Annotated in this window: 22 protein-coding genes and 1 pseudogene; 9 read left to right on the top strand and 14 right to left on the bottom strand. The window is 72.8% G+C overall.

What is annotated here, in order from left to right:
- Nucleotide 1: 1 nt before the first annotated feature.
- Together ACQP17_RS10425 and glnII are read right to left on the bottom strand one after the other, a co-directional pair.
- Nucleotides 2-919: a DUF6891 domain-containing protein gene (locus tag ACQP17_RS10425; protein WP_433856003.1), complete on the bottom strand. Its 918-nt coding sequence runs from the start codon at nt 917-919 to the stop codon at nt 2-4.
- A gap of 135 nt (nt 920-1,054) precedes the next feature.
- The gene (glnII, locus tag ACQP17_RS10420) at nt 1,055-2,077 is read right to left on the bottom strand and encodes a glutamine synthetase (RefSeq protein WP_433856002.1); all 1,023 of its coding nucleotides are present in this window, start codon (nt 2,075-2,077) and stop codon (nt 1,055-1,057) included.
- A gap of 267 nt (nt 2,078-2,344) precedes the next feature.
- On the opposite strand from glnII, the gene ACQP17_RS10415 reads away from it, so the two are divergent.
- Both ACQP17_RS10415 and ACQP17_RS10410 read left to right on the top strand, forming a co-directional pair.
- On the top strand, nt 2,345-3,253 hold the full coding sequence (locus ACQP17_RS10415) for a Gfo/Idh/MocA family protein (RefSeq protein WP_433856001.1): 909 nt from the start codon (nt 2,345-2,347) through the stop codon (nt 3,251-3,253).
- A gap of 179 nt (nt 3,254-3,432) precedes the next feature.
- On the top strand, nt 3,433-3,705 hold the full coding sequence (locus ACQP17_RS10410; protein ID WP_433856000.1) for a hypothetical protein: 273 nt from the start codon (nt 3,433-3,435) through the stop codon (nt 3,703-3,705).
- A gap of 73 nt (nt 3,706-3,778) precedes the next feature.
- Here the strand turns inward: ACQP17_RS10410 and ACQP17_RS10405 are convergent, their stop codons facing one another.
- A complete protein-coding gene (locus ACQP17_RS10405) occupies nt 3,779-4,345 on the bottom strand; it encodes a PadR family transcriptional regulator (RefSeq protein WP_433855999.1) in 567 nt (188 codons plus the stop codon).
- 40 nt (nt 4,346-4,385) lie between these two features.
- Nucleotides 4,386-6,401 carry an FAD-dependent oxidoreductase gene (locus ACQP17_RS10400; RefSeq protein ID WP_433855998.1) on the bottom strand — a complete coding sequence of 672 codons (2,016 nt, stop codon included), beginning with the start codon at nt 6,399-6,401 and terminating at the stop codon, nt 4,386-4,388.
- A 359-nt stretch (nt 6,402-6,760) separates the two neighbouring features.
- On the opposite strand from ACQP17_RS10400, the gene ACQP17_RS10395 reads away from it, so the two are divergent.
- Nucleotides 6,761-7,630: a HalD/BesD family halogenase gene (locus ACQP17_RS10395; protein WP_433855997.1), complete on the top strand. Its 870-nt coding sequence runs from the start codon at nt 6,761-6,763 to the stop codon at nt 7,628-7,630.
- Between the two features lie 80 nt (nt 7,631-7,710).
- Nucleotides 7,711-9,615 carry a choline/carnitine O-acyltransferase gene (locus tag ACQP17_RS10390; RefSeq protein ID WP_433855996.1) on the top strand — a complete coding sequence of 635 codons (1,905 nt, stop codon included), beginning with the start codon at nt 7,711-7,713 and terminating at the stop codon, nt 9,613-9,615.
- A 25-nt stretch (nt 9,616-9,640) separates the two neighbouring features.
- Here the strand turns inward: ACQP17_RS10390 and ACQP17_RS10385 are convergent, their stop codons facing one another.
- From ACQP17_RS10385 to ACQP17_RS10375, 3 genes and pseudogenes are all read right to left on the bottom strand, one after another.
- Entirely contained in the window at nt 9,641-10,510 is an 870-nt protein-coding gene (locus tag ACQP17_RS10385; RefSeq protein ID WP_433859878.1) for an Fpg/Nei family DNA glycosylase, read from the bottom strand.
- An 87-nt stretch (nt 10,511-10,597) separates the two neighbouring features.
- Nucleotides 10,598-10,728 (bottom strand): annotated as a pseudogene (locus ACQP17_RS10380) (IS982 family transposase); the annotation flags it as partial.
- Complete coding sequence (locus tag ACQP17_RS10375) at nt 10,725-11,738, bottom strand: MerR family transcriptional regulator (RefSeq protein ID WP_433855995.1); 1,014 nt, start codon at nt 11,736-11,738, stop codon at nt 10,725-10,727. The gene ACQP17_RS10375 and the pseudogene ACQP17_RS10380, both read right to left, overlap by 4 nt.
- Before the next feature lie 97 nt (nt 11,739-11,835).
- Here ACQP17_RS10375 and ACQP17_RS10370 point away from each other — a divergent pair, with 97 nt between their 5' ends.
- Nucleotides 11,836-12,627 (top strand): alpha/beta fold hydrolase, encoded by a 792-nt coding sequence (locus ACQP17_RS10370; RefSeq protein WP_433855994.1) that lies wholly within the window; start codon nt 11,836-11,838, stop codon nt 12,625-12,627.
- A gap of 28 nt (nt 12,628-12,655) precedes the next feature.
- On the opposite strand, the gene ACQP17_RS10365 is transcribed toward ACQP17_RS10370, so the two are convergent.
- Nucleotides 12,656-13,456, bottom strand: coding sequence for a YqjF family protein (locus tag ACQP17_RS10365; protein WP_433855993.1), 801 nt, complete (start codon nt 13,454-13,456; stop codon nt 12,656-12,658).
- A gap of 121 nt (nt 13,457-13,577) precedes the next feature.
- Between ACQP17_RS10365 and ACQP17_RS10360 the strand changes: the two genes are divergently transcribed.
- Entirely contained in the window at nt 13,578-13,826 is a 249-nt protein-coding gene (locus ACQP17_RS10360) for a hypothetical protein (RefSeq protein WP_433855992.1), read from the top strand.
- Nucleotides 13,823-14,260 carry an NUDIX hydrolase gene (locus ACQP17_RS10355; protein ID WP_433855991.1) on the top strand — a complete coding sequence of 146 codons (438 nt, stop codon included), beginning with the start codon at nt 13,823-13,825 and terminating at the stop codon, nt 14,258-14,260. Before ACQP17_RS10360 ends, ACQP17_RS10355 begins: the two co-directional genes overlap by 4 nt.
- A gap of 220 nt (nt 14,261-14,480) precedes the next feature.
- On the opposite strand, the gene glnA is transcribed toward ACQP17_RS10355, so the two are convergent.
- Nucleotides 14,481-15,890: a type I glutamate--ammonia ligase gene (gene glnA / locus ACQP17_RS10350; protein WP_433855990.1), complete on the bottom strand. Its 1,410-nt coding sequence runs from the start codon at nt 15,888-15,890 to the stop codon at nt 14,481-14,483.
- A 423-nt stretch (nt 15,891-16,313) separates the two neighbouring features.
- Here glnA and ACQP17_RS10345 point away from each other — a divergent pair, with 423 nt between their 5' ends.
- Nucleotides 16,314-16,781: an RDD family protein gene (locus ACQP17_RS10345; RefSeq protein ID WP_433855989.1), complete on the top strand. Its 468-nt coding sequence runs from the start codon at nt 16,314-16,316 to the stop codon at nt 16,779-16,781.
- 215 nt (nt 16,782-16,996) lie between these two features.
- Here the strand turns inward: ACQP17_RS10345 and ACQP17_RS10340 are convergent, their stop codons facing one another.
- The 4 genes from ACQP17_RS10340 to lipB all read right to left on the bottom strand — a co-directional run bounded on the left by ACQP17_RS10340 (nt 16,997) and on the right by lipB (nt 20,084).
- Nucleotides 16,997-17,716 carry a DUF4191 domain-containing protein gene (locus ACQP17_RS10340; protein WP_433855988.1) on the bottom strand — a complete coding sequence of 240 codons (720 nt, stop codon included), beginning with the start codon at nt 17,714-17,716 and terminating at the stop codon, nt 16,997-16,999.
- A 10-nt stretch (nt 17,717-17,726) separates the two neighbouring features.
- Nucleotides 17,727-17,945: an SCO2195 family GlnR-regulated protein gene (locus tag ACQP17_RS10335; protein WP_364882404.1), complete on the bottom strand. Its 219-nt coding sequence runs from the start codon at nt 17,943-17,945 to the stop codon at nt 17,727-17,729.
- A 210-nt stretch (nt 17,946-18,155) separates the two neighbouring features.
- A complete protein-coding gene (lipA, locus tag ACQP17_RS10330) occupies nt 18,156-19,106 on the bottom strand; it encodes a lipoyl synthase (protein ID WP_127150489.1) in 951 nt (316 codons plus the stop codon).
- 162 nt (nt 19,107-19,268) lie between these two features.
- Complete coding sequence (gene lipB / locus ACQP17_RS10325) at nt 19,269-20,084, bottom strand: lipoyl(octanoyl) transferase LipB (protein ID WP_433855987.1); 816 nt, start codon at nt 20,082-20,084, stop codon at nt 19,269-19,271.
- A gap of 279 nt (nt 20,085-20,363) precedes the next feature.
- Between lipB and ACQP17_RS10320 the strand changes: the two genes are divergently transcribed.
- Nucleotides 20,364-21,818 (top strand): regulator, encoded by a 1,455-nt coding sequence (locus tag ACQP17_RS10320; protein ID WP_433855986.1) that lies wholly within the window; start codon nt 20,364-20,366, stop codon nt 21,816-21,818.
- Between the two features lie 20 nt (nt 21,819-21,838).
- Here ACQP17_RS10320 and ACQP17_RS10315 read toward each other — a convergent pair whose 3' ends face one another.
- Nucleotides 21,839-23,242, bottom strand: coding sequence for an FAD-dependent oxidoreductase (locus ACQP17_RS10315; RefSeq protein ID WP_433855985.1), 1,404 nt, complete (start codon nt 23,240-23,242; stop codon nt 21,839-21,841).
- Nucleotides 23,243-23,453: the final 211 nt, after the last annotated feature.

Below are 23,453 nucleotides of genomic sequence, written 5' to 3'. Positions count from 1 at the left end.
CTCAGGCTCCCGTCGGCAGCCGCTTGCGCCAGTCCAGCGGCGTGACCTCGATGACGCGGTCCGGGTCGCCGTCCCACTCCACCGGCAGCCCCGCCGCGGTGAGCGCCGCCGCCACCGTCCGCCCGACCTCGGCGCGCGCCGCGCCGGGTGCCTCCCCGGAGTCCGCGTAGGCGCCGTAGCGGACCGAGAGCCCCTGGCCGTCCGCGGCGGCCTCGGTGTCCTGGTAGTGGAAGAAGACGAAACCCCGGTCGCCCGCGCGGCGTTCGGCGGCCATCTCCGCCAGCGCGCAGTTGCTGCAACAGGTGAAGTGCATCCGGGCGGTCAGCCCCTGGGAATCCAGGGCGGCGAAGGCCCGCACGACCCGGTCGGCGCCGGTCACCTCCGGCCACCGCTCCTGCTCGGTCAGCCGCTCCTCCCACAGGCCGGCCACGATCCGCCGCGCCTCGTCGGGAGTGACCGGGGGGTCCTCCGGATCGAGCACGTCACAGACGCTCTGCGCGACCTCGTGGGCCCGGCGGAAACCGGAGCGCATGTCCTTGCGGGCCTGCGCCTCGGCGGCCGCGCGGGTGCGGGGATCCAGGCCGGGCGTCGCGAAGAGGTCCGCCGGCCGCCAGTCGAGCGCACCGCGCCAGGCGTCCCCGCCCCGAGCCCAGTCCAGGAAGACCGCCACGACCTGCTCGGCGTCGGCGCACTCCGCGCTGAAGTGCCGCTCGGGGGCGCCGTCGCGGTACTCCACGGCGAACGGGCCCCCGCCCTCCCGCCAGGTCTGCACGAAGACGTGCGGCCGGGCCGGTATCCGCTCGACGACCACGAAATGGTCGTCGGCGGCGCCGATCCGCCGCAGCAGCCCGGCGAGTTCGGCCGCCGGCGGATGGGCGCGCTCCGCCCCGGTCTCGGTCCTGACGTTGATCGCAAGCATGCCCCCAGCGTGCCAGCCACCACCGACAACCGGCCCCGGCCGACGCCGGCGACAGGCCCGGGCCGCCCGGCGCACGGGAAGGGGACGGGGCCGGGCCCCGCCGGCCCGGCCCCGCAGCTCCCCGCCGTGACGGCGTCAGATCTGCTCGCGCCGCGCCAGCTCCGTGCAGCAGGTGTCCACGATCAGACGGGTCACCACGTACGGGTCGACGTTGGCGTTCGGCCGCCGGTCCTCGATGTAGCCCTTCTTGTCGACCTCGACCTGCCAGGGGATGCGCACCGAGGCGCCCCGGTCGGAGGCGCCGTAGGAGTACGCGTCCCAGGGGGCGGTCTCGTGCGCGCCGGTCAGCCGGTCCTCGATGCCGGTGCCGTACCGGCGCACGTGCTCCAGCGGCTTGTCGCCCTCGCCCAGCGCCTCGCAGGCGGTGATGATCGCGTCGTAGCCCTCGCGCATCGCACGGGTGGAGAAGTTGGTGTGCGCACCGGCGCCGTTCCAGTCGCCCGGGGCCGGCTTGGCGTCCAGCGAGGCGGTGACGCCGTACTCCTCCGCGACCCGGTGCAGCAGCCAGCGCGCCACCCACATGTGGTCCGAGACCACCAGCGGGGCCAGCGCGCCCACCTGGAACTCCCACTGGCCGGGCATGACCTCGGCGTTGATCCCGGACAGGCCCAGACCGGCCGCGAGGCACAGGTCGAGGTGCTTCTCGACGATCTCCCGGCCGAAGATCTCGCCGGCGCCCACCCCGCAGTAGTAGCCGCCCTGCGGGGCCGGGAAGCCGCCGCCCTCGGGGAAGCCGAGCGGCCGCTCGCCCTGGAGGAAGGTGTACTCCTGCTCGATGCCGAAGAGCGGCTCCTGGCCGGCGAACCTCTCCGCCACCGGGCGCAGCAGCGCACGGGTGTTGGAGGGGTGCGGGGTCAGGTCGGTGTGCAGGACCTCGCAGAGCACCAGCAGGTGGTCGCCGCCGCGGATCGGGTCGGGGCAGCTGAAGACCGGCTCCAGTACGAGGTCGGAGGCGTGGCCCTCGGCCTGGTTCGTGCTGGACCCGTCGAAGCCCCAGCGCGGCAGCGTGTCCCCGTCCGCGAGGATCCTGGTCTTCGAGCGGAGCTTGGCGGTCGGCTGGGTGCCGTCGATCCAGAGGTATTCGGCCTTGATGCTCACGGGGGTTCCTCTTGCTGCGGGTGGGTGCGGGCCCGGGGCGGGCGTACTGCCGCACTCTGGCAACGTGCCGTTTCCCGTCCGTTGCCCATATGTGAACCGCAGGTTACCGGGTCGGACATCCCGGCATTTCGAAGGTATTCGCATCTCGCAGCCTCGGATTCCCTCGCCCGCGGGGCTCTCGGGGGTTATGGCGAGGCCGGGGCACGCGGGCGTCACCAGCGCGCCGCAGCCGGTCCCCGGGCGGCGCGCCGCGAGACACTGGCCCGTATGACGACCCTGCGCATCGGACTCCTCGGCACCGGACCCTGGGCGCGGCGCGTCCACGCCCCCACCCTCGCCGCCCACCCCGGCGTCGAGCTCGCCGGGATCTGGGGCCGCCGGGCGGAGGCCGCCGCCGCGCTGGCCCAGGTGCACGGCACCCGCCCGTACGACAGTCCCGACGAGCTCTTCGCGGACTGCGACGCGGTCGCCGTCGCCCTGCCGCCCTCGGTGCAGGCCCCGTTGGCGGTCCGCGCGGCCGAGGCCGGCTGCCATCTGCTCCTGGACAAGCCGGTCGCCACCGCCGTGCCCGAGGCCCGCGCGCTCGCCGCGGCCGCCGACCGCGCGGGGGTCGCCTCGGTGGTCTTCTTCACGGCGCGCTTCGGGGCACAGGAGGGGGAGTGGATCGCCGCCCAGGCCGCGGCCGGCGGCTGGTTCACCGCACACGCCGACTGGCTCGGCTCGGTCTTCGCCGAGGACGGCGCCGGCCCGTACGCGCACTCGCCCTGGCGCCGGGAGAAGGGCGGCCTGTGGGACGTCGGCCCGCACGCGCTGTCCGTGCTCCTGGCGGTCCTCGGCGACGTGGAGGCGGTCACCGCGGCCCGGGGCCCGGCCGACGCGGTGCTGCTGACGATGCGGCACGGCAGCGGCGCGGCCAGCACCGCGACGCTCGCGCTGAGTGCCCCCGCCGCGGCGGCCGGTGTGGAGATCACCCTGCGCGGCACCGCGGGCACCACCTGCCTGCCGCGCCGCCTGGACGGCCCGGAAGCGGCCTACCACCGCGCCGTCGACGCCCTGCTCGCCGCCGCCGCGACCGGACTGCCCAACGCCTGCGACCTCCGCTTCGGCCTGCGGGTCACGGAGATCCTCGCGGCGGCCGAGGAGACGCTGCCCCCGCGCGTGCCGTCCGGCGCGTGAGCCGCGTGACGCCCTCGCCGGGAGTCCCTCGAAGCGCCGTCCGCACCGCCTCCGGCGCACGCCGCCGGGCGGGCTCGTCCCGGCGCCCAAATACCCCCTGGCCAGGGGCTTTTGTCAGTGGTGGCCAGTAGAATGGGAACCAGTCAGTGAGGGTTCATCCACGCTCCAGGAGGTCGCCGATGGCCGCTGCCACACTCGTCACGAAGCCTCTCCCGGCCCACCCGCTGCCCAGGAAGCCGCTGCCCGCCGGATGGCCGCGCGAGCGGTACGCATCGCACAACCGCCGCCTGAAGGCCATGCGGCTGGCCATAGCCCTGCTCGACACCGGCGTCTACCGCCCCGAGCAGGCCACCAACCACCGGATCCGCGGCATTGCGGCCGACATCGGGGTCCACGCCCCGTCCGACACCACCTGCCGCCTGGTGCGCGCGCTCCTCTACGACCACTGCTGAGGCACCTCTTACCGGGCGGCCGGCCCCGGGGCATCCCCGGGGCCGGCCGCCCCACATCCGTGCCCCGGGAGGCTCAGCCGCCCGGGCGGTCCTGCGGGGGCTCGGCGGCGTCCATGTCCTCGACCTCCGTCAGCGCCTGCGCCAGCCAGTCCACCCAGAAGGTCTCCAGACCGATCCCGGCCCGCAGCACCAGCCGCCGCAGCCGGTCCTCCGGGCCCGCCGCGGCCCCGAAGTCACGGCCCTCGATCTCCTGGTACTCCGCCAACTGCCGCCGGTGCAGCGCCAGATGGCGCCGCAGCTCCTCATCGAGCCCGGCCCGCCCCACCACCGCCGAGGCCCGCAGCCGCAGCAGCAGCGCGTCCCGGATGGGCTTGGACTCCTGCTCGGCGGACGCCCAGCGGGTCAGCTCGGCGCGCCCCGCCGGCAACACCGCGAACTGCTTCTTCTGCCCGCGCGAGGGCTGGTCGCAGGGCAGCGCCCGGATGAATCCGGCCACCTCCAGCTTCCCCAGCTCCCGGTAGATCTGCTGATGCGTGGCCGACCAGAAGTAGCCGATCGACCGGTCGAACCTCCGGGTCAGCTCCAGCCCCGACGACGGCTTCTCTAGCAGGGCGGTGAGGATCGCGTGCGGGAGTGACATGGGGGAATCCTAGGGCGGGACCGTGCGGCGGGCGGGCAGGTCACAACGCCGCGGCCAGCTCCGTGCCCTGGGCGATGGCCCGCTTGGCGTCCAGCTCGGCGGCGACGTCCGCACCACCGATCAGGTGCACCGCGCGCCCCTCGGCCCGCAGCTCCTCGTACAGGTCCCGGCGCGGCTCCTGCCCGGTGCACAGGACGACGGTGTCGACGGGGAGCGTGGTGGCCGTGCCGTCCACGGTCAGGTGCAGCCCCTCGTCGTCGATCCGCTCGTACGTCGCCCCGGCGACCATCGTCACGCCGCGGTGGCGCAGCTCGGTGCGGTGGATCCAGCCGGTGGTCTTGCCGAGGCCGGCGCCGACCTTGGAGGCCTTGCGCTGGAGCAGATGCACCTGGCGCGGTGTCTTGGGGCGCTCGGGCGCGCGCAGGCCGCCGCGCCGGGCGTACGTGGTGTCCACGCCCCAGGCCCGGAAGTAGGTCTCCGGGTCCTGGCTCGCCGCGTCGCCGGCGTCGGTCAGGAACTCGGCGACGTCGAACCCGATGCCGCCCGCCCCGATGACGGCCACCCGGTCGCCGACCGGCGCTCCGTCCCGCAGCACGTCCAGGTAGCTGACCACGCTCGGGTGGTCGAGGCCCTCGATCTCCGGCGTGCGGGGGGTGACACCGGTGGCGACCACGATCTCGTCGAAGGCGCCGAGGTCGCCGGCCGTGACGGTGGTGTTCAGCCGCACCTGCACGCCGTGCTGCGCCAGCTGGGTGCGGAAGTAGCGCAGGGTCTCGTCGAACTCCTCCTTGCCCGGGATCCGCTTGGCGATGTTCAGCTGCCCGCCGATCTCGTCCGCGGCGTCGAACAGGGTGACCTCGTGGCCGCGTTCGGCGGCGGAGACCGCGCAGGCGAGCCCGGCGGGGCCGGCGCCGACCACCGCGAGCCGCTTGCGCCGCCGGGTGGGGGCGAGCACCAGCTCGGTCTCGTGGCAGGCCCGCGGATTGACCAGGCAGGAGGTGATCTTGCCGCTGAAGGTGTGGTCGAGGCAGGCCTGGTTGCAGCCGATGCAGGTGTTGATCGCGTCGGACCGGCCGTCGCGGGCCTTGGCGACGAAGTCCGGGTCGGCGAGGAAGGGCCGGGCCAGCGAGACCATGTCGGCCCGCCCGTCGGCGAGCAGCTCCTCGGCGACCTCCGGGGTGTTGATGCGGTTGCTGGTCACCAGCGGGATGGAGACCGAGCCCATCAGCCGCTTGGTCACCCAGGTGTAGGCGCCGCGCGGCACCGAGGTCACGATGGTGGGGATGCGGGCCTCGTGCCAGCCGATGCCGGTGTTGATGATCGTGGCGCCGGCGGCCTCGACCTCCCGGGCCAGGGTGATCACCTCGTCCAGGCTGGAGCCGCCCGGGACGAGGTCCAGCATCGAGAGCCGGTAGATGAGGATGAAGTCCGTGCCGACCCGCTCCCGGGTCCGCCGGACGATCTCCAGCGGGAAGCGCATCCGGTTCTCGTACGAGCCGCCCCACCGGTCGGTGCGCTGATTGGTCGCGCCGACGATGAACTCGTTGATCAAATAGCCTTCCGAGCCCATGATCTCGACCCCGTCGTACCCGGCGGCCTTGGCCAGCTCCGCCGCGCGCACGTAGTCCTCGACGGTCTGCTCGACCTCGTCGTCGGTGAGGGCGTTCGGCACGAAGGGGCTGATGGGCGCCTGGAGCGCGCTGGGCGCGACCAGATCGGCGTGGTACGCGTACCGCCCGAAGTGCAGGATCTGCATCGCGATCCGTCCGCCCGCGGCGTGCACCGCGTCGGTCACGGTCCGGTGCTGCGCCGCCTCGGCCTCGGTGGTGAGCTTGGCCCCGCCCTCGTACGGCCGGCCCGCGTCGTTCGGCGCGATCCCGCCGGTCACCATCAGGCCGACGCCGCCGCGCGCCCGGGCGGCGTAGAAGGCGGCCATCCGCGCGAAGCCGTTCTCCGCCTCCTCCAGGCCGATGTGCATCGACCCCATCAGCACCCGGTTGGGAAGGGTGGTGAACCCGAGGTCGAGCGGGCTCATCAGGTGCGGGTACTGGCTCATGGGGGGCCTCCAGGCGCGGTGGTCGTGAGAGCAGTTGTAGACCAGCGGCCCAGCCTTATGCAACAAGTTGCATAAAACAGTGACGCAGTCGACGCCCACCCCCCCCCGGCCGGGCGCGATCCCGCCGCCGCACGCCGCTGATCACACCGGTGCAGTGCGGCGTGTCACAGACAACATCGCGCCCCTGTGGGAGCTTCAACTGTGTTACTCCTCAGTGGAGTTGCCGAAGGGACCGGTGTGTGGACCGGACGGCGCGCGGGACCGCACCGGCCACCTCGTGGGGGCGGTCCGGGATGAAACCGCGGGCCGGCGGGGAGCATCCGGCCCGGGACGGTCTGCCCGCACGTGGAGAGGATCGAATGAGCACTCTGCAAGCCATCACGCTCGACCAGGTGGTCGACACGGCCCGCTACCCCCTGTCGGATCCCGGCGGTGCCGAGGGGCAGGCAGTGATGTCCCGCGCACGGCGGGAACTGCGCACCCTCGGCTGCACCGTGCTGCCGGACTTCATCCGTCCCTCGCTGCGCGAGGTCCTGCGGGAGGAGTGCGCGGCCCTCGCCCCCCAGGCGCACTTCGAGACGGAGACGGTCAACGTCTACAACATCGCCGTGGACACCGAGCTGCCCGAGGACCACCCGGGACGCCGGACCTTCCAGCGCGGCAACGCCTTCGTCGCCCGGGACCGCATCCCCGGGGAGTCCCTGATCGGCCGGCTCTACGCGCACCGGGCCTTCCAGGACTTCATCGCGCGCTGCTTCGGCCTGCCCGGGCTGCACGAACTGGCCGACCCGCTCTCCGGGCTGGTCCTCAACGTCGTCGAGCCCGGCATGGAGCACCCCTGGCACTTCGACACCAACGAGTTCACCGTCAGCATGCTCACCCAGCAGGCACCGGCCGGCGGCGTCTTCGAGTACTGCCCGAACATCCGCTCCGCCGACGACGAGAACTTCGGCGATGTCCGCGACGTCCTCGACGGCCGCGGCGGGCGGCTGACCCGCAGCCTCCCGCTGCACCCCGGTGACCTGCAGCTCTTCAAGGGCCGCTACTCCCTGCACCGGGTGAGCCCGGTGCAGGGGGAGACCGCGCGGCACTCCGCGATCTTCGCCTACAGCCGGCGCCCCGGCGTCATCGGCAGCGTGGCCCGCACCCGGCAGCTCTTCGGCCGGGTCCTGCCCGCACACCTGGCGGCCGAGGGCCGGGCCGTGCGCGGCGACCGGCTGCTGGACTAGGCCGCGGCCCGCCGCCGGACCGGCCGGGAGGCCGTGTCCCGCCCCCGTGCTCCCCGGCAAAACCGGCCGCGCGGGCCACGATGCGAGGGTGCGGGAACCGACCCCACCGATGCCACAGCCCCACGATCCGAATCGAGAGAGCCGAATTGAATACCCGTCAGGACAGTGCAGCCACGACGATCTTCGCCCGGGAGGACGCCCTGCCGCGGGTGCCGCTGCCCACCCTGGAGGCGAGCTGTGAGCGGTTCCTCGCCTGGTGCGCGCCGCTGCTGACCGCCGAGGAGCGGGCGGCGACCGAGGCGGAGGTGGCCGCCTTCCTCCGGCCCGGCGGCCCCGGCCGGGCGCTGCAGGCCGCACTGGAGGAGTACGACGCCACGCCGGGCGTCCACAGCTGGCTCGACACCTTCTGGCCCTACCGCTATCTGGGCCGCCGCGACCGCATCGCCCTCAACGCCAACTTCTTCTTCCTCTTCCAGGACCCGGGCCCGGGCGAGCCGCGCTCCCAGGTGGCGCGGGCGGCCGGGCTGATCGCCGGCGCCGTCGACCACAAGCGGCAGCTCGACGAGGACCTCCTCCCGCCCGCCGTCCAGCGCGGCCGGGCCCAGTCGATGGTCCAGAACGCCTACCTCTTCTCCGCCACCCGCATCCCCGGGGAGCGGCAGGACACCGTCCGCAGCCCCTACACCGACGAGTGGCCCGGCCCCTCCGACGCCCGGCACATCGTGGTCTTCCACCGGGGCGCCATGTTCCGCATGGACGTGCTCGGCGCGGACGGCACTCCGCACGACCTGGACGACCTCGAAGCGGGGCTGCGCGCCGTGCTCAAGGCCGGCGCCGAGCCCCCCGCGCCCGACACCTCGGTGGGCCACCTCACCACCATGGCCCGCGCCGAATGGGCCGCCGCCCGCGCGTCGCTGCGCGACCGTCACCCCGGCAACGCGGCGGCGCTGGAGGACATCGAGACCGCGCTGTTCTGCGTCTGCCTGGAGGACTTCGCCCCCGCCGACGTCCAGGACGCCTGCGACCAGCTGCTGTACGGCGACCGCGGCAACCGCTGGTTCGACAAGGCGCTGTCCCTGATCGTCTTCGCCGACGGCCGCGCGGGCATCAACGTCGAGCACTGCGAACTCGACGGCACCACCATCCTCGGCTTCACCGACGCCCTGCTCGGCACCCCCGCCGAGGAACAGTCCCGCCGCTCCGGCGCCCGCTCCCAGGGGCTCCCGGCCGTGGAGCCGCTGGTCTTCGACCTGGACGACGCCCTGCGCGACCGGGTGCGCGCCGCCGCGGACGCCTTCGCCGCGTACGGCGCGCACACCGCCACCCGCACCGTCTCCTTCGACGACTTCGGCAGCACCACCGCCAAGGAGCTGGGCACCTCGCCCGACGCCTTCGTCCAGCTCGCCTACCAGCTGGCCCACCAGCGCGCCAAGGGCCACCTGGGCGCCACCTACGAGTCCATCGCCACCCGGCAGTACCGCCGAGGCCGCACCGAGGCGATGCGGGTGGTCACCCCCGAGATCCAGGAGTTCGTCGCCGCCATGGAGGACCCCTCGGCCTCCGCGGACACCCGCCGGGCCGCCTTCCGGGCCGCCGCGGCCGCACACGTCGCCCGCGCCAAGGAGTGCCAGGTCGGCGAGGCGCCCGAGCAGCACCTGTGGGAGCTGGAGCTGATCCAGCGGCGGCGCGGCGCGGAGCTGGGCGTGACCGAACAGCCCGCCCTCTACCGGTCGCCCGGCTGGCTGACGATGCGTGACGACTACCTGAGCACCAGCTCCGCGCCGTCCACCCACATCCAGTACTTCGGCTTCGGCTCCACCAGCAGCCGCTGTATCGGCGTCGCCTACGTCCTGCTGCCCGACCGCTTCCACCTCTACCTGTCCACCCCGCTGCCGGTGGCCGACCGGATGCGGACCTTCGCCGACCGGCTCCGCGAGGCGGTCACCGAACTGCGCGAGCTGCTCGCCACGCCCTCCGCGCACTGACCCACGGGACCGGCGGCCGCCCCGGCTACTTCAACAGCCGCGACAGCCGCCGGTCCGCCAGGATCTTGCCCCCGGTCTGGCAGGTCGGGCAGTACTGGAGCGACGAATCGCTGAACGACACCTCCCGGATGGTGTCCCCGCACACCGGACAGGCCTCCCCCTTCCGCCCGTGCACCCGCAGCCCGCTCTTCTTCTCCCCCTTCAGGTCCTTGAGCGCCAGCCCCCGCGACCGCTCGACCGCGTCGCGCAGCGTCGTACCGATCGCCTCGTAGATCCGCGCCGCCTCCTCCCCGGAGAGCGCGGCGGCCATCTTGAACGGCGACATCCGGGCGGTGTGCAGAATCTCGTCCGAGTAGGCGTTCCCGATCCCGGCCAGCACGCCCTGATCCCGCAGCACGCCCTTGATCTGCCGGCGCTCCCCGTCCAGCAGCCCCGCGAAGACCTCCAGGGAGAAGCCCTCCGCCAGCGGATCCGGCCCCAGCCGCGCGATCCCCGCCACCTCCTCGGGATCCCGCACCACATACACCGCCAGATGCTTCTGACTCCCGGCCTCGGTCACATCGAACCCCGCCCCGTCCACGGGCTCCGCGAGCCGCACCCGCAGCGCCAGCGGCCCCTTCCCGGGCCGCGGCGGCACCTCCGGCAGCCGGTCACTCCACCGCACCCACCCCGCCCGCGCGAGATGCATCACCAGATGCAGCTCCCCGACCCGCAGATCCAGAAACTTCCCGTGCCGCGCCACCCCCTCGACCCGCCCGCCCTCCAGCGCGTCCAGCGGCGGCTCATACGTCTTGAGCGCATGCACGGACACCGCATACACCCGCCCCACCCCCCGCCCGACCAGCCGCTCCTCCAGGAACCGGGCCAACGCTTCAACTTCCGGCAATTCAGGCATATGCCCAGTCTGCCTCGAAGGGGGCGGAAGGGGGCCACCGAAAAGGCCGCATCCGGGCGTACGGGCCGAAGGCCGTCCGGCGACGGCTCCGAGCAGGACCTGGGCGAGGCGAGGCACAGCAGCTCGGCCGGGGGTCGCACGATCCGGCGACAAGGGACCACGTGGTCGTCGATGAACACGTACAGCGCCGCCAGAAGGGCGTCCAGGCCGGTAGTCACACACGAGCCGACGGGCGCCCTTCGTCGTAGTCGCGGCCGGCACAAACATCGGACTCAGTCATCTGGCCGACCTGCGTCTCCAGCGCGGCGCGGAGCCAGTCGTCCATGGCGCCGATGGTCGGTTGCGAGGCGGCGGGGGGGAGGTCACCGGCGAGTTGCCAGTAGCGGTCGATGAGGGGATGCGCGACCCGGGCCAGCTGGGTGCTGAGCTGGCGGCGGAAGGCAGGGGTGTCCCGCGTGTTGCGCAAGCCCGCGTGGGCGCTGACGAAGCAGTCGAGTGCCTCGCCCGCGTGCGGCCGCCTTTGGGCTCGTACGTCCGCCGAGGCGAGCGCGCACGCCTCGACCAGCCCTTCGTAGAGGACGGCCGGGCGGCAGGCCTCGTCGGGGGTCCGGGCTGCGCGGCGGCGGAGGTCGATGTCGAGCACGCGGGGGTCGGTGGCGACGGCATGCAGCCGGACGAAGGTCAGGACCTGGGACGGGGTCGGATCGGCGGGAGGCTGCGGCACCGCCGCTTCGAGCAGCGTGGAGAGCAGTCGGGCCGGGAGCCGGGCGGGGAGTACATGACGCCAGAAGCGGGCCAGGGCGTCCGTATGGGGCGGGAGGGGCACGGCACCGATCAGGCGCAGGCGGTCGGCGCGTTCCCCGGGTGGGCAGTCGCGGAGAAGGCGCAGGGCGGCCTCCTTCCAGCGCAGGGCGGACAGTTGCGTGCCGAGTTCTCTCAACTGCCCCGCGACGGCGTCCTCCAGGGCGTCCGTCGCGCCCGGCCCGTCCTCCTGGGCGAGGATCCGGTCGACCTGCGGCAGCGGCAGGTCGAGAGTGCGCAGCGAACGGATCAGACGGAGCCGGTCCAGGGCCTCGGGTCCGTACCGACGGTGACCCCCGGCGCTGCGGGCGGCCTCGGGCAGCAGGCCGCGGTCCGAGTAGAAGCGGACGGTCTTGACGGTGGCGCCCGCCTGCTCGGCGAGTTCGCCGATGCTCCACATGCCGTCAGGGGACGCGGACACGGTCATACCTTGAACCTCCCTCAGGGGGAGCTCCTACCGTAACGGCACGCGCGGCCGGGCCAACGGGGGCCGGCCGCGCGGCGATCCGCGCGAGGAGGCGTTGATGACGACGTATGTGCTGGTGTCGGGCGGTCACATGGGCGGCTGGCTGTGGCGGGACGTGGCGGAGCGGCTACGGGAGCGGGGAGCCGGGGCCTGCGCGGCCACGCTCACCGGCATGGGCGACCGCCGTCATCTGGCGTCCCCGGAGACGGACTTGGAGACCCACATCGAGGATCTGGTGCAGCTCATCGATCACTCGGACGCGCCGGAGGTGGTGCTCGTCGCCCACTGTTACGGCAGCTTTTCGGCGCTGGGCGCCGCCGACCGGCGCCCGGAACGGGTCTCCCGGATCGTGTACGTGTCGGCGCCCCTGCCGATGGACGGCTACTCGGTGCACGGCCTGGTCCGCGCATTCGAGCCCGATCCGGCGGTCCGTGACGGGTGGCGGCAGCGGGCCGAACAGGCCGAGGACGGCTGGCGGATCCCCCCGCCGTCACTCGACGACGTGCAGGCCTGGAACAGCGTCGCGGGCGTCCCGGCAGACGCGCTGACCCGGCTCGTCCGCCTGGCCGCGCCGCAGCCGCTGGGAACACTCACCCGGCCGCTCCGGCTGTCGGGCGCCGCCGCCCACCTGCCGACCAGCGGCGTCTTCTGCACCGGCACGGGGATGAACATCGCCATGGTCGAGTCCCTGGTGCGGTCCGGGGAGCCGCGCTTCCGTGTGCTCACCGAGCCGCACGTGACCTTCTTCGAACTCGACACCGGGCACTGGCCGATGCTCTCCGCCCCGGACGCGCTCGCCGGGGTGCTGCTCCGGGCCGCCGCGGGTGAAGGGCAGCGGGTGACCGCGTAGTCCTGCCGCGCGGGGGCGGCGGGCCGCCTCAGCTCGAAGCGGGGCGCCGGGCCGGACCTGTGCCCAAGGGCGCGGGGACTTCGCCGGCTCGCGTGGGGCGTCCGAACCGTACGGCGACCCCGGGGGAGTAGAGAACACTGACGGGTTCGCCGAGCGCGGTGCGGACGCCCGCGGCCCGGGTGAGGCCCTCATCGCATGCGAGCAGCTCGGCCCGGTGCAGCGGCCACTGCGGGTGGGCGTTCGGGAGGTACACCTGCCGCCCGAAAGCGGTGTGGTGCATACCCCAGCGGGCGGTGAGGAAGTGCTCCAGGGCACTGGGCTCCTGTATGCGCTCGCCGGGCCGTACGACTATGCGGCTGCCCGTTCCGTGAGGCCCCGGCCAGCGTCTGCTGCTGGTGTACGAGACGGTGCCGCCGCTGTGGCGAACGGCCATCCGTGACCACAGGTACGGCATGCGGAAGACCGTTCGCGCGATGCTCACGGGTATGAGGCGCGAGGCGTCCAGCGAGCGGAAGACCACACCGCGACGCCCGTTTGCGTCGACCGAATAGAGCCGCACATTCGTCTCCGGAAAGGTGCCCAGATACGGCACACCGGGAAGGCCGAACCAGCCGACGCGGTGCATCCGAAACGGCACCAGGCCGACATAGGTGGCCCCGTCAAAGGTGTCCGGAACCGTTCCGGGCGCCATCAGATGCGCCACGTCCCCCGGATCAACGGCCCAGTGCAGAAAGGTCAGATCCAGCCACGACTGCGTGAGCAGCGGCCTCTCGGCAGACTCAACCGGAACAACGGAGACCGGTTCAGGAACGGTCGGGGCGACGGACACGGCGCCAGCATCCCACACGACACCGTGACCGCTTCCGGCTCCTGGTTCAGCGCGCTCGCCGCCTCGCGCAGGGCGACGCGCAGTGAGGGCCGGTACCCCTGCTTCGGGGTAGCGGCCCTCGTTGTTGGTCCGGCCCGGTTCCACCCTCCCCCTGAACCAACTCCCGCTGTACCAGCACCCCTCCCCTCTCTTCCCCGGTTACCCGAGCACCCGCAGCCGATACCGGGAGGGTGACTTCCCCGTCGCCGAGAAGGCGCACGCGCACACGATCAAGCTGCCGGTCTGGCACCGTGAACAGGATCTGAAACTGGCCAAGCAGTACGTCAGCGCGGCCAGGAAGGTCAGCGAACACCACAAGGAGCTCTTGTGACCGTCACCTCGGACCTCGCCCGAACTTTGGCAGAGGAGGCCGAAGCCGAAGGCATCACCACCTTCGTGGCCGCGGCCGTCGTCACCGACGCCGACCTCGTCCTCCTGGTCCGCCGCAAGCCGGACGACTACATGGGCGGCCTGTGGGAGATCCCCTCCGGTCATGTGGACGCCGGAGAGAGCATCCTGGACGCGGCCCGCCGCGAGACGCTGGAGGAGACCGGCCTGACCGTCTCCTCCGTGGACCGCTACCTCGGGCACTTCGACTACGAGAACAGCCGCGGTACCACGACCCGCCAGTTCAACTTCGCCGTCACGGTCTCCGAGACCGGGCCGGTCATCCTGACCGAACACGACCTGCACCAGTGGGCCGCCCTCGCCGGCGACCTGCCGGGTGTCACCGACGGCGTACGGGAGGCTCTGGCCTGCGCCTAAGCCACAGGAGGCCGGCCAAGCCAGCGAGGGCCGCTACCCGGGACATGGGGTAGCGGCCCTCGTATCGTTTCTGACATCAAGTCGGAGAAATGGCCGGGCGGCGCACACGCGGTGCACAAGCAAGCGGAGAACAACTGTGACCTACGAGAACTCGCGAGAAGAGTTTCCGCAGGTCACAGCTGGTTTTCAGGCTTACACCCAGGTCGCCGGGCGCCGGTTCTTAGATGTCGAAGTACAGCTCGAACTCGTGCGGGTGCGGGCGGAGCTGGATCGGGGCGATCTCGTGGGTGCGCTTGTAGTCGATCCAGGTCTCGATCAGGTCGGCGGTGAAGACGCCGCCCTGCTGGAGGTACTCGTTGTCGGCCTCGAGGGCGTCGAGGACGGCGGGGAGGGAGGTGGGGACCTGGGGGACGCCCGCGTGCTCCTCGGGGGCGAGCTCGTAGAGGTCCTTGTCGATCGGCTCGGCCGGCTCGATCTTGTTCTTGACGCCGTCCAGGCCCGCGAGGAGGAGGGCAGAGAACGCGAGGTACGGGTTCGAGGACGGGTCCGGGGCGCGGAACTCGACGCGCTTGGCCTTGGGGTTCGAGCCCGTGATCGGGATACGCATGGCCGCGGAGCGGTTGCGCTGCGAGTAGACCAGGTTGACCGGGGCCTCGAAGCCGGGGACCAGGCGGTGGTAGGAGTTCACCGTCGGGTTGGTGAAGGCCAGCAGCGACGGGGCGTGCTTGAGGATGCCGCCGATGTAGTAGCGGGCGGTGTCCGAGAGGCCCGCGTAGCCCTGCTCGTCGTAGAAGAGCGGGTTGCCGCCCTGCCACAGCGACTGGTGGACGTGCATGCCGGAGCCGTTGTCACCGAAGATCGGCTTGGGCATGAAGGTCGCGGTCTTGCCGTTGCGCCAGGCGACGTTCTTGACGATGTACTTGAACAGCATCAGGTCGTCGGCCGCGGCGAGCAGCGTGTTGAACTTGTAGTTGATCTCGGCCTGGCCGGCGGTGCCGACCTCGTGGTGCTGGCGCTCGACCTGCAGGCCGGCCTTGTCCAGCTCCAGGGAGATCTCCGCACGCAGGTCGGCGAAGTGGTCGACCGGCGGGGCCGGGAAGTAGCCGCCCTTGTAGCGGACCTTGTAGCCGCGGTTGTTCTCCTCCGACCCGGTGTTCCAGGCGCCGGCCTCGGAGTCGATGTGGTAGAAGGACTGGTTCGACGAGGTCTCGAAGCGGACGCTGTCGAAGACGTAGAACTCGGCCTCCGGACCGAAGAACGCGGTGTCCGCGATGCCGGTGGAGGCGAGGTAGGCCTCGGCCTTCTTGGCGATGTTGCGCGGGTCACGGCTGTACTGCTCGCCCGTGATCGGGTCGTGGATGAAGAAGTTGATGTTGACGGTCTTGTCCCGGCGGAAGGGGTCCACCCGGGCCGTCGACAGGTCCGCGCGCAGCGCCATGTCGGACTCGTGGATCGCCTGGAATCCGCGGATCGACGAGCCGTCGAAGGCGAGCTCCTCGGTCGGGTCGAACGCCGCTGCCGGGATCGTGAAGTGCTGCATCACACCGGGCAGGTCGCAGAACCGGACGTCGACGAACTTGACGTCCTCGTCCGCGATGAACTTCTTGGCCTCGTCGGCGTTCTGGAACATCCAACTCCTCCTAGCCCGGTCACCGGTCGGCGGACGCGGGATTGCTACTCGGAACGCGACCATGTGCGGTGGCGCGTTGCCCGACCATAGGCAGGCGGGATTTCCCAAGCATGACCCATTTGTTTCGCCGAGGTTAACCGGAGTACGCCCGTCTTTCACCCCCAGTGTGCGCCATCAAGGGGCATTCCGGGCGGGTCGGAGCCCTGTGTTCCGTATGGGGTGGAGCGCTGCATTCCGCCGGCGTTCCGCGGCCGTGGGCGGGGCGGAATGCAGCGTTCCGGCCGCCCTGGGGCCGGCCCGCCCTCCGCGCTCCGGCCCGGCCGGTGAGCCGCCCCAGGGCGACCCCCGCCCGGTGAGCCCCTCGGCCCCGCCCGTGGCGGCCCTCCGGGAATCGAACGCGGATGGTCGCAGTACCGTGGTCGGGTGGACAACAGGCATGCAATCGGATCGTGGATCTCCGGGCCCCGCGCGGCCGCCGAGGACATGGGCGTCGAGTTCGGATACCGAGGACAGCAGCTCGGGCTGCCGGAGGAGGGGCCGGGCTCCGTCGCCCGCCCCGGCCGGCGCTTCGCCGCGCTCTTCATCGACTGGGCGCTGTGCCTGCTCATCGCATACGGCCTGCTCAGCGGCGGCCGGGCGCAGTCGGCGAGCAACTGGACGCTGCTGGTCTTCACGGTGCTCAGCGTGCTGACGGTCGGCACGGTCGGCTTCACCCCGGGCAAGCGGCTGCTGGGACTGCGGGTGGTCGCCGAGGGCGGCGGCCGGATCACCCTGCCCCGGGCCCTGGTCCGCACGGTGCTGCTCGTCCTGGTCATCCCCGCCGTGGTGTGGGACCGGGACGGGCGGGGGCTGCACGACCGCCTGTCGCGCGCGGTGCAGGTCCGTCTCTGAGGCAGCGGAAGCCGTGGAGACAGCGGCGGGTGACGCCGCCGCCCCACCCCCTCGCACACGAGCCCCCTCGCACACGAGCCCCCTCGCACACGAGCCCCCTCGCACACGAGCCCCCTCGCACACGAGCCCCCTCGCATACGGCCCACCGCATACGAAACGCCCCGGAAGCACTCTTCCGGGGCGTTGTCGTGTGGCCTGTCGTGGGGCCGGGTCGGTCAGCGGGTCTTGCCGCCGCCCTTGGGCATGCGCATGCCCTTCGGCATGGGGCCCTTCGGGACCGGCATGTTGCTCATCAGGTCGCCCAGGGCCTTGAGCCGGTCGTTGACGGCCGTCACCTGGGCGCCGGGCAGCACCCGCGGCAGCTTCAGCAGCGTCGTACGGAGCTTCTTCAGCGACACCTGGTCCTCGCCGTCGCCCACGATGATGTCGTGGACGGGGGCGTCGGCGACGGTGCGTGCCATCCGCTTCTTCTCGGCGGCCAGCAGGCCGCGGAGGCGGTTGGGGTTGCCCTCGCCGACCAGCACGATGCCGGCCTTGCCGACGGCGCGGTGGACCACGTCCTGGCTGCGGTTCATGGCCACCGCGGGGGTGACCGTCCAGCCGCGGCCGACGTTCTCCAGTACGGCGGCCGCCGCACCGGGCTGGCCTTCCATCTGCCCGAAGGCAGCCCGCTCGGCACGCCGTCCGAAGACGATCGCCATCGCGAGGAAGGCCAGGACGAAGCCCAGGATTCCCGCGTAGATGGGGTGGCCGATCGCGAAGCCGATGGCAAGGAGAACGCCGAATACGACGATGCCTACACCAGCGACGACAAGACCGACCTTGGAGTCGACCCGACGGGTCATCTTGTAGGTCAGGGCGATCTGTTTCAGTCGCCCGGAGTTCTCAGCGCCGGCAGCGCCGACAGCGCCCTCAGCGTTTACCTTCCTCGCCATACAGCGCAGTCTACGTGGCGTGCGGGCGCCGGGTCGCCGCGGCCTCCAGTACGTACTCGGCCTCGTGGCGGTCCTTGGCGCGGCGGCGGTCCTCCAGGACCGACGTCCAGGCGTTGCGGCGGGCGGTGCGCTGCCCGCCGCGCATCAGCACGGCCTCGACGGCGCGCAGCGCGCCGGTGACCGTGGGGATGGGGAGGGTGGGGGTGGCGCGGAGCGGCGCGGCCTGCATGGTGGTGACTCCCTCTGATCTGTTCGGAGAAGCAGGGGTAGGTGCGGGAGCGGTGCGTGCATCCATCGTCACGGAAAGGTGTTACCAACGGATGGCCGGCCGGTCAAACACCGATGAAACATTGACGCGGCCCCCACGCCCCCGTACTGGGGGAATGTGGGCCGCGTCCTCAGCATGTGCCACGATTCACAAGTTGGCGCGTCGGGAAACTCAAACCGCCTGACTGGACGCCTCGACCTCGCGCCGCTCCACGGCCTGCTGGTAAAGGCGGCCGGCGCGGTAGGAGGAGCGGACCAGCGGGCCGGACATCACACCGGCGTAGCCGATCTCCTCGGCCTCCTCCTTGAGCTCCACGAACTCCGCCGGCTTGACCCACCGCTCGATGGGGTGGTGGCGCACGGAGGGGCGCAGGTACTGGGTGATCGTGATCAGCTCGCAGCCCGCGTCGTAGAGGTCCTGGAGCGCCTGGCTGATCTCCTCGCGCTCCTCGCCCATCCCCAGGATCAGGTTGGACTTGGTGACCAGACCGGCCTCGCGGGACTTGGAGATGACCTCCAGCGAGCGCTCGTAGCGGAAGCCGGGGCGGATGCGCTTGAAGATGCGCGGGACCGTCTCGACGTTGTGGGCCAGCACCTCCGGGCGGGAGGAGAAGACCTCGGCGAGCTGCTCGGGGACCGCGTTGAAGTCGGGGATCAGCAGTTCGACGCCGGTGTCGGGCATCGAGGCGTGGATCTGCCGGACCGTCTCGGCGTAGAGCCAGGCGCCGCCGTCCTCCAGGTCGTCGCGCGCGACGCCGGTGATCGTGGCGTACTTCAGGCCCATGGTCTGCACGGACTCGGCGACCCGGCGCGGCTCGTCGCGGTCCAGCTCCTGCGGCTTGCCGGTGTCGATCTGGCAGAAGTCACAGCGGCGGGTGCACTGGTCACCACCGATGAGGAAGGTGGCCTCGCGGTCCTCCCAGCATTCGAAGATGTTGGGACAGCCCGCCTCCTGGCAGACCGTGTGCAGTCCCTCGCTCTTGACCAGGCCCTGGAGGTGGTTGTACTCGGGACCCATCTTCGCCCGGGTCTTGATCCACTCGGGCTTGCGCTCGATGGGGGTCTGGCTGTTCCGGACCTCGAGACGCAACATCTTGCGTCCGTCGGGTGCGACTGCGGACACGACCGGCGCCCCTTTCTGCTTACGCGGCATTCGTTTCTGCGGCGTACACCAGGGTACGCCCGTTGATTCGCACGTCTTTACGTGCGGGGCAACCCCGTATGGCGGGGTGCCATTCCCGGAGGCCTGTGATCCGCATGACCTGTACCTGCCGGGCCGGGCGGCTCAGACCGCGCGGGGGAGGAGGTCGGCGCCCTCGAGGACGTCCCGCAGGTGCCGCTCGACGACGGGCAGCACCTCGGCGATGGTGACCTCCCGGCCCAGCTCGTTGGCCAGCGAGGCGACGCCGGCATCGCGGATGCCGCACGGGACGATCTTGTCGAACGAGGTGTTGTCCGGGTTCACGTTCAGCGCGAAGCCGTGCATCGTGACGCCCTTGGCGACGCGGATGCCGATCGCGGCGAGTTTGCGGTCCTCGCGGCGCTGGCCGGCGTTGGACGGCGCGTACTCGGGACCGTTCAGCCGTGGGTCGAACAGCTCGTCCGTCACCCGGGGATCGAAGTCGAGGTTCAGCCCGCCCAGGGCCGCCCGCTGCTCCACCGGGTCGCCCAGCACCCACACGCCGCTGCGGCCCTCGACCCGGGTGCCCGCCACGCCGAACTCGGCGCAGACCCGGATCAGCGCCTCTTCGAGGCGGCGCACATGGGCCACCACGTCCACCGGGCGCGGCAGCTTCTGGATGGGGTAGCCCACCAGCTGGCCGGGGCCGTGCCAGGTGATCTTCCCGCCGCGGTCCACGTCGACGACCGGGGTCCCGTCCAGGGGGCGCTCGTCGTCGGACGTGCGCCGCCCCGCGGTGTAGACGGCCTGGTGTTCCAGCAGCAGACAGGTGTCGGGCACCTCGTCGGCGAACCGGGCGGCGTGCACCCGGCGCTGCTCCTGCCAGGCCTCGGTGTATTCCACGGCGTCGGCGCCGAAGCCCAGATGCACGAAGCGCAACCCCTCGGGTGCGGGGGTCTCCCCCCGGGAGATCGCAGTCACCGGCAGCTCCTCTTCGAACCCGTGTTGCGGTGTACCGCAACGTTGATGCCACTTCGCGCCCCTGCCACTGTACGGCCGCCCGTTCCTGGCCCGGCAGGCGGCCGGTGTCCGGCCCATCCGTCCCTGCTCACACGATCGGATGAACGCGGGGCGCAGGCGGTGATCAGGGTCCCGAAGGCCGTTACATTCACGCCGTTCCACAAGGGCGATGAGCAGTGCCGGAGCAGGGTCCGCCGGACCCGGCAGTGCGGCCCGGAAGGCAGGAGACCGGTAAAGCTGATGACGGAACGACCCCCGCACCACACGCCCAACCGCCAGCTCGCCGCGCTCATCGCCGAGGCGGGATTCTCCAACGCCGGCCTCGCCAGACGGGTGGACCAGCTCGGCATCGAGCACGGCCTCGACCTGCGCTACGACAAGACGTCGGTCACCCGCTGGCTGCGCGGCCAGCAGCCACGCGGCACCACCCCCGCCCTGATCGCGGAGGTGTTCACCCGCCGGCTCGGCCGCCGGCTGTCCGCCCAGGACCTCGGCCTGGACGCCTGTGCGCCGGTGTACGCCGGGCTGGAGTTCGCCGCGACCCCCAGCGAGGCCGTGGACATCGTCAGCGGCCTGTGGCGCAAGGACTCCGGCAGCCATGCCGAGCTGCGCAAGATCGCCTTCACCCCGGCCGGGCTCGTGGTGCCCAGCCGCGACTGGCTGATCGGCCGCGCCGACGAGCGGGTCGCCCGGGGCGAGGCCACCGACGCCCCCGGCCGGGTGCCCGCCCAGGGCGGCCGGGCCACGGTGCCGCGCCAGCGCCGCAACGACCAGGTCGACCGCACCCAGGGCTCCCGGGTCACCTCCGGGGACATCGCGGCGCTGCGCTCGGTCGGCGAGCTGTTCCGGGCGCTGGACCACGCCTACGGCGGCGGTCACGCCCGGCAGGCCCTGGTGCGCTATCTGGAGCACGAGGCCGAGCCGATGCTGCGCGGCTCCTACGGGGAGGCCACCGGCCGCCGGCTGTTCGCGGCCACCGCCGATCTGACCCGGCTGGCGGGCTGGACCTCGTACGACATCGCCGCCCACGGCCTGGCCCAGCGGTACTTCGTCCAGGCCCTGCGGCTGTCCCAGGCCGCCGGTGACCGGGCGTACGGGTCCTACGTCCTGGTGACGATGAGCCGGCAGGCCGTCTACCTGGGCCACGGCCGCGAGGCCGTCCAGCTGGCACGGGTCGCCCAGCAGGGCATCGGCAGCAGCGCGCCGCCCGCCGTGCAGGCGCTGCTGCACTCCGCTGAGGCGCGCGGCCACGGCGTGCTGGGCGAGGTCCGGGCGTGCACGGCGGCGCTGGCCCGGGCCGAGCGGGCGCTGGAGACCGTCCGTCCGGGCGACGAGACCCCGTATTGGGCGCGCTTCTTCGACGAGGCACAGCTCGCCGACGAGCTGGCGCACTGCCACCGCGATCTCCAGCAGTACCGCGCGGCCTCCCAGCACGCCGAGCGCTCGCTCCAACTGCGCGCGGCCGGGTTCGCGCGCAGCCGGCTCTTCTGCCGGGTGGTGCTGGCGACCGCGCGGCTGGGGCTGGGGGAGCTGGAGCAGGCCTGCACGCTGGGTGCCGAGGCGGCGCTCCAGGCCTCCGAGATGCGTTCCGTGCGGGCCCATGAGTACGTCAGGGAGTTCGAGCGCCGCCTGGAGCCCTACCGGGACGCGGCGGCGGTGCGCGGGTATCGCGAGCGGGTGGCGGCGCTGGGCTGAGGTGCCGGGCGCCGCCCCGGTCAGGCCGCCGTGGGGAGGGTGTCCGGTTCGGTGGTGAGGGCCGGCAGGCCGAAGTCCTGGAGGACGGCGCGGGCGGCGCGCCGTCCCGAGTTGAGGGCGCCCTGGAGGGTGCCGGTGTCGCGGTGGTCGCCGCAGACGTAGAGGCCGGCCAGCACCCGCACCGGGCGCTCCGGGTCGTGCGGGGCCGGCATCGCCGGTACCGCGCAGGGGTCGTGGCGGGTCGTCAGCAGCTGCCGGTCGTCGGTGTACGCACCGTGGATCCGGTCCAGCTGGGGTCCGACCGCCCGGTCGAGGACGGCCGGGGGCAGCGCCGCCGCGGCGCCGAGCACGACCGTGGTGAGCAGGGTGCGGCCCGGCGGGGTACGGGACGGGTCGATGGCGCCGGCGGCGTAGGTGTACGCGACCGGGCCGTCCGTCGGCAGGATCAGTGTGGTGTCGCGGGCCGGTGCGCCGCGGCCCCGGGCGGCCGCCGCGGTGTGGTGCAGGACCGTCACCGGGTGGAAGGCGGGCACCCGCAGCCCCGGCAGCAGCTCGGCCGCGGCGCGGGCGCCGGTGGCCACCAGCACCGCCCGGCAGGGGACGGGGCCGTGTCCGGCGGTGTGCACCCCGGTCGTGGACACCGCGGTGACCCGCACCGAGGTGCGGACCGTGCCGGGTGGCAGGGCGGCGGCGAGGAGTTCGGGGACGGCGCAGGCGCCGCCGGCCGGCAGCCACAGCTGCCCCTCCGCGTAGCCGCGCAGCGCGGCGGCGGCGCCCCGGCTGGAGCCGCGCAGCTGCGGATCGCACAGCAGGGCGCCCAGCAGGGGCCGCAGGAAGGCGTCATGGGTGCGGGGCGGGAAGGCCGGGCGGCTCGCCAGGGCGTCGCGGATGGGGCGGTCGACGGCCGGGGCGGGAGCGGCGGGAGCGGCGTACGAGGGCGCGGCACGGCCGGTGCGGCGATCGAGGCGGCGCAGGGCGCGGCGCTCCCTGTCCTGTGCGGCCCGCCCGTCGGCAGGGCGGCCCTGCCCGTCGTCCGTCTGACGGTCCGTCCGGTGCTCCGCGCGACGGTCCGCGCGCAGGAGGGCACGCGCCGCTGACAGCGCGCCCTTGGTGCTGCGGGGGGCGCTGATGCGCTGGATCCGCAGTCCGTGGTGGACGCTCAGGCCGGGGGCGAACGGGCGCGGGGTCAGCGCGTCCAGGCCCGGGGTGCGGCGCAGCTCGGCGGCGGAGACGGCCAGCGGCCGGCCGCAGTGGTCCAGCCGGAACCCGTCGAGACGGTCGGTGACGGACCGGCCGCCGATCTCCGGTGAGGCTTCCAGGACGGCGACGGACACCCCGGCGCCGGTCAGATGGCGGGCGGCGGCGAGTCCGGCCGGGCCGGCTCCCACAATGACGACGTCCACGGCCGATGTGGTACGCAGCACATGCCCCTCCCGAGGTCGCTCCCAATGGCGGCACCGTTGTCATGCCCACTGTCGCCGCAGGGGATGCCGGAGGTACGGGAGAGGAGGAGCGGAACCGGGCGGCCCATGTGCGCGGCAGAGGCCGGGGCGCACCGGTGCCCGTGGCCGAAGAGTGCGGTGCGGCGGGGCGGCCGGGGGCGCCGTTCGGCCCCGGCGGCGGCCGGTGCGTCCG

The organism is Streptomyces kronopolitis, assembly GCF_050953795.1.
GTDB lineage: Bacteria > Actinomycetota > Actinomycetes > Streptomycetales > Streptomycetaceae > Streptomyces > Streptomyces kronopolitis_A.
The sequence above is the reverse complement of the archived record's forward strand: the minus strand, read 5'-3'. Positions and strand labels throughout refer to the sequence as shown.

Coding starts and splice junctions, on each gene's coding strand:
- ACQP17_RS10425 (WP_433856003.1), bottom strand. CDS start 919: ATGCTTGCGATCAACGTCAGGACCGAGACCGGGGCGGAGCGCGCCCAT.
- ACQP17_RS10415 (WP_433856001.1), top strand. CDS start 2,345: ATGACGACCCTGCGCATCGGACTCCTCGGCACCGGACCCTGGGCGCGG.
- ACQP17_RS10410 (WP_433856000.1), top strand. CDS start 3,433: ATGGCCGCTGCCACACTCGTCACGAAGCCTCTCCCGGCCCACCCGCTG.
- ACQP17_RS10405 (WP_433855999.1), bottom strand. CDS start 4,345: ATGTCACTCCCGCACGCGATCCTCACCGCCCTGCTAGAGAAGCCGTCG.
- ACQP17_RS10400 (WP_433855998.1), bottom strand. CDS start 6,401: ATGAGCCAGTACCCGCACCTGATGAGCCCGCTCGACCTCGGGTTCACC.
- ACQP17_RS10395 (WP_433855997.1), top strand. CDS start 6,761: ATGAGCACTCTGCAAGCCATCACGCTCGACCAGGTGGTCGACACGGCC.
- ACQP17_RS10390 (WP_433855996.1), top strand. CDS start 7,711: ATGCGAGGGTGCGGGAACCGACCCCACCGATGCCACAGCCCCACGATC.
- ACQP17_RS10385 (WP_433859878.1), bottom strand. CDS start 10,510: ATGCCTGAATTGCCGGAAGTTGAAGCGTTGGCCCGGTTCCTGGAGGAG.
- ACQP17_RS10375 (WP_433855995.1), bottom strand. CDS start 11,738: ATGACCGTGTCCGCGTCCCCTGACGGCATGTGGAGCATCGGCGAACTC.
- ACQP17_RS10370 (WP_433855994.1), top strand. CDS start 11,836: ATGACGACGTATGTGCTGGTGTCGGGCGGTCACATGGGCGGCTGGCTG.
- glnA (WP_433855990.1), bottom strand. CDS start 15,890: ATGTTCCAGAACGCCGACGAGGCCAAGAAGTTCATCGCGGACGAGGAC.
- ACQP17_RS10340 (WP_433855988.1), bottom strand. CDS start 17,716: ATGGCGAGGAAGGTAAACGCTGAGGGCGCTGTCGGCGCTGCCGGCGCT.
- ACQP17_RS10335 (WP_364882404.1), bottom strand. CDS start 17,945: ATGCAGGCCGCGCCGCTCCGCGCCACCCCCACCCTCCCCATCCCCACG.
- ACQP17_RS10320 (WP_433855986.1), top strand. CDS start 20,364: ATGACGGAACGACCCCCGCACCACACGCCCAACCGCCAGCTCGCCGCG.